Source organism: Larkinella sp. C7, assembly GCF_006149005.1.
Classification (GTDB): domain Bacteria; phylum Bacteroidota; class Bacteroidia; order Cytophagales; family Spirosomataceae; genus Larkinella.
The window spans coordinates 853,912-866,117 of record NZ_VBSL01000001.1 but is presented as its reverse complement, the minus strand read 5'-3'; the positions used below and the strand labels follow the sequence as shown (position 1 = coordinate 866,117).

10 protein-coding genes are annotated in these 12,206 nt (G+C 51.8%); 4 read left to right on the top strand and 6 right to left on the bottom strand.

What is annotated here, in order from left to right; translation table 11 throughout:
- Positions 1 to 200 precede the first annotated feature (200 nt).
- Positions 201 to 653, top strand: coding sequence for a hypothetical protein (locus FH871_RS03455; protein ID WP_138989912.1), 453 nt, complete (start codon positions 201 to 203; stop codon positions 651 to 653).
- Positions 654 to 755: 102 nt separating this feature from the next.
- Entirely contained in the window at positions 756 to 1,151 is a 396-nt protein-coding gene (locus FH871_RS03450; RefSeq protein WP_229317001.1) for a hypothetical protein, read from the top strand.
- Positions 1,152 to 1,184: 33 nt separating this feature from the next.
- On the opposite strand, the gene FH871_RS03445 is transcribed toward FH871_RS03450, so the two are convergent.
- Positions 1,185 to 2,234, bottom strand: coding sequence for an exo-alpha-sialidase (locus FH871_RS03445; RefSeq protein ID WP_138989910.1), 1,050 nt, complete (start codon positions 2,232 to 2,234; stop codon positions 1,185 to 1,187).
- A gap of 195 nt (positions 2,235 to 2,429) precedes the next feature.
- Between FH871_RS03445 and FH871_RS03440 the strand changes: the two genes are divergently transcribed.
- Both FH871_RS03440 and FH871_RS03435 read left to right on the top strand, forming a co-directional pair.
- A complete protein-coding gene (locus tag FH871_RS03440) occupies positions 2,430 to 2,660 on the top strand; it encodes a hypothetical protein (RefSeq protein ID WP_138989909.1) in 231 nt (76 codons plus the stop codon).
- 15 nt (positions 2,661 to 2,675) lie between these two features.
- Positions 2,676 to 3,107 (top strand): putative toxin-antitoxin system toxin component, PIN family, encoded by a 432-nt coding sequence (locus tag FH871_RS03435; protein ID WP_138989908.1) that lies wholly within the window; start codon positions 2,676 to 2,678, stop codon positions 3,105 to 3,107.
- 63 nt (positions 3,108 to 3,170) lie between these two features.
- Here FH871_RS03435 and FH871_RS03430 read toward each other — a convergent pair whose 3' ends face one another.
- The 5 genes from FH871_RS03430 to FH871_RS03410 all read right to left on the bottom strand — a co-directional run bounded on the left by FH871_RS03430 (position 3,171) and on the right by FH871_RS03410 (position 12,167).
- Positions 3,171 to 5,084 carry a CocE/NonD family hydrolase gene (locus FH871_RS03430; RefSeq protein WP_138989907.1) on the bottom strand — a complete coding sequence of 638 codons (1,914 nt, stop codon included), beginning with the start codon at positions 5,082 to 5,084 and terminating at the stop codon, positions 3,171 to 3,173.
- 18 nt (positions 5,085 to 5,102) lie between these two features.
- The gene (locus tag FH871_RS03425) at positions 5,103 to 6,731 is read right to left on the bottom strand and encodes an alpha/beta hydrolase-fold protein (RefSeq protein WP_171062749.1); all 1,629 of its coding nucleotides are present in this window, start codon (positions 6,729 to 6,731) and stop codon (positions 5,103 to 5,105) included.
- Between the two features lie 22 nt (positions 6,732 to 6,753).
- Positions 6,754 to 8,136: a RagB/SusD family nutrient uptake outer membrane protein gene (locus FH871_RS03420; protein ID WP_171062748.1), complete on the bottom strand. Its 1,383-nt coding sequence runs from the start codon at positions 8,134 to 8,136 to the stop codon at positions 6,754 to 6,756.
- Positions 8,137 to 8,155: 19 nt separating this feature from the next.
- The gene (locus FH871_RS03415) at positions 8,156 to 11,188 is read right to left on the bottom strand and encodes a SusC/RagA family TonB-linked outer membrane protein (protein WP_138989904.1); all 3,033 of its coding nucleotides are present in this window, start codon (positions 11,186 to 11,188) and stop codon (positions 8,156 to 8,158) included.
- Between the two features lie 376 nt (positions 11,189 to 11,564).
- A complete protein-coding gene (locus tag FH871_RS03410) occupies positions 11,565 to 12,167 on the bottom strand; it encodes a DUF6134 family protein (RefSeq protein WP_229317000.1) in 603 nt (200 codons plus the stop codon).
- Positions 12,168 to 12,206: the final 39 nt, after the last annotated feature.

Below are 12,206 nucleotides of genomic sequence, written 5' to 3'. Positions count from 1 at the left end.
ATGATTCCTTTTTTGTGATCGTAAGTTTAGGAATAGTTATGTTTTTTTCTACATTTTCACCTTAAATTTGGCATTAACTTTGTGCGAATCGGGCTGAAAACGAGACACAAAGAATACATTGCATCAGAAGCTGGTTAACGACAACCGTGTCTAACCCGATCTGGAGATCATTCGAATTTGTTTCACTAATGGGGTATGGCATGAATGAACTGGAACGATCAGCAGAAAATGGTGCCTTTCGGCATCATCGCCGGCCGGTTGATCAACGAGCGCTCTACGATCGGTTTGGCGCACTGGCCTATGGGATTATCTTGCAGATTCTTCCGCAATCGACCTTAGCCCAGAAGGCGCTGATGGAGGTTTTTTCCGCCGAACACTTACCGGCTTTCGCCAATTCAGCGGTTAATCCGGCGATTGCGGTCATCCGAATCGCCCGCGCCAAAGCGCTTGAGTTGAAGGATAAGGCGAAAGAACGGGAAGCCGACCGCACGGAACCATTTTCGGTAAATAACAGTTATTCACCGGAGTATATTTTTGACTTATCCTTTCGTCAGGGCTACTCTTTTGAAACGATTTCCGAGCAGTCTGGCCTTTCCAGACCGGAATTAGTAAAAGCCATTCGGGATTTTATTCACGTGTTTCGTCGATCGTAATTACGTAGGAAATTGGAAATTCGTCAATACATAGATAGTGGAGTTTTAGAGGCCTATCTGTTGGGATTAGCGTCCGAAGAGGAGCAACACGAAGTCCAGCAGATGAAGGTTCTTTATCCGGAAGTGTCTTCGGCTTTGAACGAGCTTGAAGTGGTGATTGAAACGTATTGTGTCGAAAATTCGGTTCCCCCGCCACCCGGCACCTGGGAACTCATCCAGGCGCGCATTCCCGGCCAGGAAATCAGGAAACGAGAGCCCGAAACGGACGATAAAAAAGACGCGGAACCCCGAACCGCTAAATCTGACTACGTGGAAGTAGAGGTGAGCGACTCGTTTATCCGCGTCCACAAATACTGGCGACTGGCTTTTGTGATTGTGTTTGTTTTATCCAAGATCTTTCTGATTGCCGGCCTGTATTACTACTTCAAAGCCGACAGCCAGCAGCAGGAAATCGAGCGACTCAAAAGCACCATCCAGCAACAGCAGGTCACGCGCTGATTGTGTTTTTCAACAACCTTTCGAAGCCAATCCCTACGGTTTTGGCCATTGCCCTTCTTTGATATCGGTCAACGACAGTTTGGCCGGGTCCAGCACTACGTATTTTATCTTTTTCCGATGATGGGTGTAGGTAAGGTGCACCAGTCCGTCGCGGGACTGAATCACGGCCGGATACGAAAACTCGCCACCGGGCTCGTTTTCGAGCACCACCGCAGCCTGCCAGCGTTTGCCATCGGGCGACACGGCCACGTTAAGCGGTGAGCGGCCTTTGGGCGTGTGGTTATACACCAGCAGTTGCCGGCCATCCTGGAGCGTTACGGCATCCGTCCCGGAATTCGGGTTGGGCAATTCAGTCGCTTTCAACTCCGTCCATTTTGTCCCGCCATCTTCCGACCAGGCTTCCAGAACACGACCGTTTTTACTGCGGCAAAGCAACTGCAATTTGCCGTTGGGGTGAAACAGAATGCTGGGCTGAATGGCACTGAATTGCTTGCCGTCGTTGAGTGCCGGGGTTTTCTGCCAGGTTTTTCCGCCATCAGTGCTGCTTTCCATATGCAACCGCCAGCCGTTGTCTTCGCTGCTCGACGGGCAAAGTAATTTGCCGGAGGCCAGCAAAACCGGTTTGTTTTTAATCGGGCCAACGATTCCGTCGGGGAGTCGCGTGGGTTTCGACCAGGTTTTTCCACCGTCAGCCGAACTCATCTGCATGCCCCACCAGGTCGACGGGCTGGGGCCAACTTTATAAAACAGCAGCAACGGTCCATTCGGCATTTGGAACAAAACCGGATTCCAGGTCGGTTGCCGTGCCCCTTCAGCCTGAATGCCATTGGCCAGTTCGACCGGGGCGGTCCAGCCTGACCCGGTTTTGCGACTGAACCAGATGCCGACATCGGGATGCCGTTCACGGGTGCCTCCGAACCAGGCTGCTACGATGGCATCCGAGGTTTCGGCTAGCGTAGACGCGTGACAGGAGGGGAAAGGGGCCGTTTCGTAAATAAACTCGGATTTGACTATGCCGGTGGTTTGGGCCGCTAAAAACCCGGGGAGAAGACTGAGGAAAAGAAGGGTAAATCGGGTTTTCATTGGGAAAGTAAACGGTTTTTTCAGGGAAGGAATTTGAACCCAAAGGTATGGGTTTCGATTGGAAAGGGAGATTGTTTATGCGAAAAAGTAGAAGAATTAGCCTAACGTAATTTTTGTTGAAAATTACGTTAGGCATTGTGTATCTTTGAATAAGCAAATTACTCAGTAGGAATGCTGAATTTCGGGAATTAGCCTATGGAAAATTCGTTGCAAACCCCTCTTAATCAGCCCCAACTTGAATTACTAAAAATGTTTTCAAGAGAGGTCGATAGTGAGCACTGGCTGGAGATTAAGAAGATCATTGTCGATTACTTCGCTCAGAAATCCATTGAAGGAGCTAACAAAACGTGGGATGAACAGGCGTGGGATGACCAAAAAGTAGACGAGATTTTAAATGCCCATCTGCGGACTCCTTATCGCAAATAGGTAATAAACCGCATTATGTCGGATCTTAAAGTTACTATTGATACCAATGTGCTATTAGTATCAATTTCTGACCGTTCCCGCTATCACCTTATTTACCGTGCTTTTCTGAATGGAATCTACACACTTTGTGTAACGGGTGACATTTTAGACGAATACGAAGAGATTTTTGAACAACCACATCATCTGGGACCGACAATAACGCAGGATGTTTTAGAAGTCATTGATAATGCCCCCAATGTTGCTCTGGTTACTAAATTCTTCCGCTGGGAGCTAATTAAAAATGACCCGGATGATAATAAGTTTGTCGATTGTGCTGTAGCCTGTAACGCCGATTTTATTGTCACCAACGACCGTCACTTTACTATTCTCAAGGGTATTCCTTTTCCTCGATTACAAGTGATAAATATTGATGAATTCATCGATATTTTAAAATCGTTTCATCAATAAAAAGCCGCCGGGGCCGTCAAGGAATCTCTCCCTTACGGCCCGGCGGCTTTTTATTATCAACTCTCAAATACCCTTGTTCAACACCCGCACCTTGACGTGCGAGGGATTCTTGTTTGAGAAATAAACCCGTTGGGTGGTTTTCTGGAAATCGGCTTCCGTAGCGTCGTAGATGTTCATGAACTTGCCCGGATTGCGGTCGACCAGCGGGAACCACGAACTCTGCACCTGTACCATCATTTTGTGGCCTTTTTTGAACGTATGGGCCGCATCCTGCATGTCGAACCTCACTTCAGCCACTTCACCCGGTTTCAGCGGTTCCGGCTTGGAGAAGCTGTTGCGGAATTTCGCCCGCATCACTTCGCCCCGCACCAGCAACTGAAAACCGGCCATTTTGGTCGTTGGAATCGGGCTGGTGGCCGTTGTCGTGTCGGGATAGACATCGATCAGTTTCACCACAAAATCCGCATCCGTTCCGGTTGAGGTGACAAACAGATTCGCCATCACATTCCCGGTAATCGTCAGGTCTTCCGTCAACGCTTCCGACTCATACACCATCACGTCGGGGCGGGCAGCCGCAAACCGCTGGTCTTCATACATAAAATCGGCACCCCGGATAATCTGGATGTTGTTCGTATACGGAACCGGTTTCTTGGGATCGTTCACGTATTCGTCAAAAACCGCTTCGGTTTCCTTTGGCGCTTCGAACGACAGCTTGCCGTTGGCGTGTAAATAAATGCTGCGTTCTTCCGACTCTTTGGGGGGCCACTGGCTGTATTGCTTCCACTCATTGGAACCCGTCAGAAAAATAGACGCATCCGGCAGTTGCGGATCGGGACCGTCTTTCAGGTAATGATTGAAAAATGGCAGCTCAATTTTTTCCCGGTAATACAGCGACGTTTTGGCGCCAAAACGAATATTTCCCAGCGATTCGCCGGTGCTGCGCGCCCAGCCGCCGTGAATCCACGGCCCCATGACCAGCAGGTTTTTTGTTTTCGGATTCTTGCTTTCGATGCCCGCGTAAGTCTTGAGCGGCCCGTACAAATCTTCCTGATCGAACCACCCGCCCACGGTCATGATGGCCGGTTTGATATTTTTCAGGTGCGGAACGGGCGTCCGGCTTTGCCAGTATTCATCGTAGGCATCGTGTACCATCATCTCCTGCCAGAGCGCATTTTCGCCTTTGAAATACTTTTCGTTGACCTTCGACAGCGGCCCGACATTCATGTAAAATTTATACGAATCCGGGGTGTAGTAGCCGTTGAAACGGGGTCCTCCCTTGGTGGTTGGAACCGGGCGCGGCTGGCCATACGACGATAGAAAGGCGAAGGTACCCATCAGAAAAAAGGCGCCGTTGTGGTGCCGGTCGTCGCCCATGTACCAGTCCGTTACCGGTGCCTGGGGCGAAACCGCCTTGAGGGCCGGGTGGGCGTCGATGGCGGTCATGGTCGTGTAGAAACCGGGTGCCGAAATGCCCCAGGTGCCCACCTTGCCGTTGTTGTTCGGAATGTTTTTGATCAGCCAGTCGATGGCATCGTAGGTATCCGAACTTTCGTCCACATCGGTTTTTTTCTTCTTGTCGGGAATGTGCGGCCGAACCGCTACAAAGTTGCCTTCCGACATCCAGCGACCCCGAACATCCTGATAAACAAAGATATAACCGTCTTTGGCGAACGCCATCGAAGGTCCCAGCGACGTTTTATACGCATCGGCTCCGTAAGGAGCCACGCTGTAGGGCGTGCGATCGAACATGATCGGGTATTTCTGCGAGGTATTTTTCGGCGTATAAATCGATGTGAACAGTTTCACCCCGTCGCGCATCGGCACCATCACTTCCGTCTTGACGTAGTTTTCCCGGATGTACAACGAATCCGCCTTGTTGACTCCCGGCACTTGCGCCAGCAGTGGATGACTCAGAGCAACGACCACCGCCAGCAGCAGCAGCTGGCAAATCGACGGTATTTTCAGACTGATTTTCATGCGATTGCGTTGGTTATACTAATTGGCTTTCGTCGTTGCACCCTTGGCCGGAGCCATCTTTTTGATGTGCGCATCCATGATTTTGAGCAATTCGCCGTTGGAGTAGGGCCGCCAGCTATGACCACCGCGGTCGCCGTAGGTCACCGAACCGCCGTAAGCCGGATTGGTGGTTTTGCTCAAAAACTCGTCGACTTTATACACCCCAAAGTTAAGGAAGAAATCGTCCATCCGCCCAACGATGATGTTTAGCTTGCCCACCAGCTTCGGCCCAACGGTTGCCCAGTTTTTCTCCAGGTAATGCCGCAAATCATAATGTTCCTTCCAGTAAGCGGCCACGCTGGGATCGATCACCCCGGTCTTTTTGTCGAACAGCGGTTTGAAATACCCGTCGGCACCGACCGGCCCGAACACCGAACTCCAGACGTCGAGCTGACCGCCCGACCGCCCTTTCGTGCCATTGACCAACTCCATCATGTTGCGCTGTTCGGAGGTCAGGCGGGGTTCGCCCGTTGCCGGGATGCGCGTGTTGGTCGTAGGGACTTTATACCACTCGTATTCTTTGTAAAACGCATTTTTGTCTTTGTAAATATCGATGCCTTCCACGTTCCAGAAGTCGAGCGGATCGGGGGCAAACGACCAGGTGCCACCGTAAAACTCGGGATACCAGACCTGGAGCGCAAACGATTCCCAACCACCGGTCGAACCACCCGTGAGTAAACGGGCGTAGCCTTCGCGGATGCAACGAAATTTCGTTTCAATTTCCGGGATCAATTCTTCGTGAATGGCGTCGCCAAACGGGCCGTTGTTGGCCGAGTTGACCGCGTACGAATCATCGAAGTAAGGCGACGGATGTTGCAGCGTGATGGCAATAAACCGGGGGGCATTATCCGCCGTCCAGTCTTTGTAAAACTCGTTGTTCGGGTTTTCGGCAAACCGGAACGGGGGCGCGGTCGAAAAGTGGCCTTGCTGATACACCGTCGGATAGAGCCGGGTAGGTTCCTCGTCGTAGCCTTTCGGCAGCAGAATGGTGGCACCGATAAAAATCGGATGGCCCCAGAATTTCGTTAGTTTGGCACTCTGGATTTTGATGTGCTTCACCCATTTGGTATCCGCAGGCACCGAAATGGGCGGAATCACCTTCGTCACTTCCAGCTTGATGGTTTCGCTTTTCGCCGGATCGATCGTGATTTTCTGAACCGCACTGTAGACGTTCCCCGGCGAGCGCGTCCACTGCTGGCCTTCCCACTGGTCCATGTGCATCCAGACCGTGTGGCCGTCCGACCGCTTGAATTCGGTGTATTTGTTCAAAACCGCCTGCACAAAGTACTCGCCTTTCGGAACATCTTTCAGCGCGTTGATGGGATAACCCAGCGTAGAACCGTCGATGGTGACAGCTTTGCCCGCAGCCAGTTTTTCGAAATCCGCTCCCCAGAACTGCGTGCCGTAGCGGCCCACCTGCTGCCGGGGTTCGGTGCTGTCTTTGCGCGTAATGATCAGAAACATCCGGCCCGTCAGTGGCGTTGAGCTGATGGCAGCCGGAAACGAAAGTTCAAACTTGAGCTTCGTCTGGGCAAAACCAGTAAACGAGGTCAGAAACGCCAGGACGATCAGCAATCGACGGGCGATCTTACTGTGGAAATGATTCATAAAATGGGGGTTAGGGGTTAGGTTACTGCGGATTTTTGGCATCCCACTGAACTTCGGCAAACGGACGAATCAGTTGATCGTACACTTTATGATTCGGCTGATCGTTCGGAAGCTGGGCCAGACGGCCGTAGCGTCGCATGTCGAACCAGCGGTGGCCTTCGTAAAACAACGAATACCGGCGTTGATTCAGCAACTCGTCGATCAGGGCATTTTTGTCGTTCAGAATCGCCGGTTTGGCGGTCGCCAGTTCCTTTAATCCGGCACCAACCCGAACCTTGTTCAGGGCTGTTACGGCATCCGCCAGTTTGCCGGTTTGAATCATCGCTTCGGCATACATCAGAATCAGTTCTTCGTTCCGGATGATCGAGATCGGATTGGTACTGAGCGGATACATCGACACGTCGTACTCACCAATAATCCCGTTTAGAGCGCGGGCGGAGGTGCGTTTCGTTACTTTTTTCGTCACCCGCGTATCACCCGCTTCGGCCTGAGAGATAAACAACGCCTGGGCGACCACGGGCGAAGCCGTCGTGTTCAGTTGCTGAAATTGCGGATTCGTGATATCCCCCGAGGTGGTTGAATACGTAAAATTGGGGCCGGTGGTCAGCGCACCGTTCAGGTCGAAAAACGATTCGTTCAGGGTGGTCAACAAACCCGTCCAGTCCTGCTGGTACATCGCCGTCCGTGCGGCCAGTGCCCGGTTGAATTTTCGGAAATTGGCGGGCGTATTGAACCCGGCATAACCGCTCGTCATCGTAAATCCGAAAGCCGTTCCACCGGCAGCCAGTTGCGTTGCTCCTTCGTCCAGCAACCGCCGGATTTCGTTCAGCGCTTCTTCGTAGGACACAAACGGTCCCGGTTTCAGCATGTCACCCGGGCTGTACAAGTCCGTGTATTTGATCCGGATGCCATTTTTATACTGCATGTTGAGCATACACAACATCGTGTAGGCCGATACGGTATTGGCAAAACCCCGAATCCCCTGCTTTTCGGCGTCGGTCAGCGCGCTGGGGGCGGAATTTTCGGCGGCCAGTTTAAAATACTCGGCCCGGCGACGGGTCTGGGCGTAATCGCTGTAATAACCGTTGAATAAGGTGGTTGCGCTAAAACCGCCGTTGGTCGTTCCCAGTAATTCGGTGGTCCAGGTCAGCTCCGTGGAAGCCAGGTTGTAGATTTCCCGGCCAATGGAGCCGGTAACCCGAACCAGATTCGACTGGCCGTTGCGGAAAGACGACTGGATGCCGATGCCCATCTGGTTGATCTGGATCCGGGACGCGTTGGTCAGGATAGACTCCAGGGCGGGGTTGTTGGGGTCGATGGTGTCTTCGACTTCAAAAAAGCTACAGGACGGCATCGCAAAAGCAAGTCCGGCCAGAAGAATGGTATGTTTTAGAGAAAATTTCATAGAGGAAAACGTTTGGAGACTAAAAATCAACCGCAATGTGGAAGAAAATCCGTTTGCTGTTCGGGAAAGCGGCATTGTCGACGCTCGCGCCCACCGACTGGTTTCCAAAGTTCGACGCTTCGGGATCGTAGCCTTCGTATTTGGTAAAGGTCAGCAGGTTTTGGGCCGACGTACCGATCCGGATGTTGGACACCACATTGGCAAACGCTTTGCCCAGAATGGCCCTGGGAACCGTGTAGTAGAGCGAAACCTCGCGCAGCCGCACATAACTCGCATCCTGAATGAATTCACGGGCCGTTACGTTGGGGTTGGCCGGCAGCCGGGCGCGTCCGTTGGGCAGTCCCACGTTGCCATACAAATTGTCGACCTGGCTCCAGTCTTTCGTCGTACCGCCCGTATCTTTCTGTTTGGTCGTCAGGTTGGAGTTATGATTCCCCTGGCTGGTGTGCAGCAGGAATCCGAAGTCGAAGCTTTGGAAAAGCTTGAACTGGTTGGAAAACGAAACCTGGTATTTCGGCTGCGCGTCTTCGTAGCGGGTCGCCTGGGCAACGCCCTGTGCATCCGGAACGTTCGGGGAGCCATACCAGCGGGTTGGCGATTCGCCCAAACGCAACTGGTTGCGTCCGTAAATACTGAAACCGGAACCCACCGTCGTGTTCGGAATTTCCAGCCGCGTGATTTTGCTGCGGTTGAACCAGTATTGCACCGAGGAGGTCCAGGTGAAATTCGACATCTCGACCGGTGTGACGTTCAGGCCCAGTTCAACCCCCCGGTTTTGCAAGTCACCGACCGGATAGGCGTTGAACTGCGTAACCCCCGTTCCGGATGATAACGTGTAGGGATTCAGCAGGTTGAAGATTTTTTTGTCGTAATAGGTCGCTTCCAGACTAACCCGGTTTTTGAACAAGCCCAGATCGACGCCCCATTCCACTTCCTGCGCCGTTTCGGGCTCGATGGTCGGGTTTCCAACGCTCGTGGGAGTTACAGAACCCAGTTGGCCGTCGATGATGGTGGTTCCGAGTGAGGTGAAGAGGTTTCCATAAGCCGGTACACCCCCGGTCCGGCCAAAAGCCCCCCGGAGTTTGAACTGGCTGATGGGTTCGTAGGACCAGAATCCGAATTTCGTCAGGTTAACCGCCAGTGATGCCCGTGGAAAACCGTACCATTTCGCATTGTCGCCGTTCAGGCTCGATTTGTCGAAGCGAATCCCCAGCGTACCGATGATTTTATCCTGGTAATTGGCTTCCTGCTGGGCAATCAGACCCACATCCTGCCAGGTCTGCCAGGTTTCGCTGAACGTACGAACGCTCCCGGTGTTGGGATTCTTCTGCTTGGGTAACAAACCGTCACCCTGAATCCAGCTAAAATCGTTGTCGGTCGAGAGCCGCACCGTTCCCACCTGCGACGTCAGGTCGAGTTTGCCGCCCAGCAACTGCCAGTTGTAAATCAGGAAAGCCTGCAAATTGGTGTTGAAGCTCCGGTTTTTCGAATACCGGGAAGCACCGGGCGTGGCCCGGGTGAGCTGCGACTGCAAATCTTCCGGGAAATACACTTCCGCTTCCGTGTTGACATAATCCAGACCGCCCTGGAGGGCCAGTTTCAGCGTGCTGTTCGGTTTTTGCAGGAAGTAAATGTTGCTGGTAAACGACTGAATAAACCGGTTGGTGAGTTCGTCGTTGATCGTCCGCTCGGCAATGGCAACCGGGCTGTCGCCGGTGTAGCGGGACTGTGGGTAAACGCCGTTGACGGGCATCAACTGGGCATAATTAGGAGTATAGGCCAGGGTATAGCCAATCGAAACGCCCCGGTTGTCGTTCCCGCTGAAACTCCGCTGGGCGCCCGTCTGCATGTAGCTGGAACCGATCGAAAAATCGACCCATTTCGCCAGCTTGTGATCCACGTTCAGACGGATCGACTTCCGTTGAAAACCGGTTCCTTTTTGAATGCCGGTTTCGTCGTTCAAACCAGCCGCCATGTAAAATTTGGTCTTGTCATTCCCGCCGGAAATGCTTAACCGGGTGTTGGTGATTTTGCCAGTATTGCCGTAAATGTACTTTTCGTAATCATACAACTTGCCTTCGGCGGTGGCTTTCTGCCACAGGTCGATTTCGGTTTTGCTGCCACTGCCCACGGTTCCATTGCCAAAAACGTAGTCGAATTTGGTCTGTCCTTCCGGGCCAATGGGGTCCAGGCTGAAGCCTTCATAACCCAGCAGTTTGGTAGCAGAAGAAAAGCCGACATCCTGACCGAAACTCACTTTGGTTTTGCCCGCTTTCCCTTTTTTCGTAGTAATGATAATCACCCCGGCATTGGCGCGGGTTCCGTAGATAGCGGCCGCACTGGGACCTTTCAGAATTTCCATCGACTCGATGTCGGCGGGATTGATGTCCGAAATCCGGTTGGGGGCCTGATCCTGGTTGGTGCCCGCCCCGCTGAACGAGCCGGAGCCGGCCCCGGTGGCAAACTGCGAGTTGTTGACGAAAACGCCATCGATGACATACAGGGGTTCGGAACTTCCGTTGATGGACGAAATTCCGCGCAGTTTCACGGAAATCCCACCGCCGGGCGCACCACTGTTCTGCACGATGTTGGCCCCGACAATTTTACCGCTCATGGCGGCATCGAGGGTCACCGGGCGGGTTTTTCCGACCAGTTCTTCCGACGAAATCCGGGTAACGGCATTGGCGGCATTGCTGCGTTTGACGCTCGTAGCCAGACCTGAAACAATAACTTCGTCGAGGCTCTGGCTGGCTTCCGTCATCGTCACGTTGATGGCGTTGGAGGAGGCCGAAACAGGTGCTTCCTGGGTCAGAAAGCCAATGTAGGAGAAGACCAGCGTTTTGGTGCCGGCCGGAGCCAGCAGGGAATAATTTCCGTTAACGTCCGAAACGCTGCCTTTTGAAGAACCTTTGGCCACCACGTTGACGCCGGGCAGGGGAGTGCCATCAGACGAACTGGTGATTTTGCCCGAAAGCGTTCGGTCTTGCGCCCAGGCTTTTCCGAGGCCGCTGACGACAATCCAGACCAGTAGCAGAGAGTAGATTTGCTTCATTTTTGAATAGTTTGGGTTATAAAAATGGAAGAAAGAAAGAATGGGTGTGTTGAGTACAGGCAATAGCCGTTCTGCGCTCCTCACGACAAGGAGACTGCACGACTTGTTCAGAATGGGACGAAAAAGGGCAGCAAACCGGGAAGTTTGCCGGAGATGGTTTGGGCCTGCTGGTTTTGTAAGGCGTCAGAAAAACTGACGATGCAATTATAGGTACTTATTCTTGAAGTGCAAATATAATTTTGATAATATTAAAATTGTCAAAATTTTTTAAAGATTATTGCTGGAATTAAGGAATTAAATGTGGTATATTTTCTATCTTTTTTATAATGTTTTATTGAAAACAGGCGATGGGTAATAAAATGCTGCCATTGCGTACTTATTCAATCGATCGTATTACGAAGTTCTTGATTGGGTTCTTTTTTATGATCTTTACCAATTTTCCTTTCACATAAAAGTACTCATCTTCCCGATCATCGATCCGAATGCGGTAACTCCCTTTTTTTGTGGGTTCGATGGTGGCGTAATTACCAAAGTATTCCGCAAAAACCCGGGTGCGACCCACCGGTTCTTCAAAATAAAGCCGCATGGTGGTAAAATCGATCGGGTTCGGTTCAATCGCTTTTCGTTCATATTTGTACTGCCTGACGTTGATGTCATAGTGGTCTTTTTTCCAGACAATGTCGGACTGGTAATTTCCGTGATTGGACAGCGCGTCGATGTCGGAATGCAGGAGCTGGCGGGAGGTTGGATCGTGGCGGGAAACGGTTTTGTAATAGACCTTTATTTTTCCGAAAAACCAGAATTCAACGTCGCTGATCTGGTCGTAAACCACTGAGCCGGGGCTGGTAATCTGGGCAACCGTCATTGTTCCGACGCGAAAACCGGCGATATCGATTTCGTATTTTTGATTTACCGTCTGGCAGAAGCTTTGCGTGCAGGTCAGTATCAATAAGCTGGTAATGAGAAAAAACTGTAGCACGTTCGAACTGGTTTTATGTACTTTTAACCGATTAAAAAC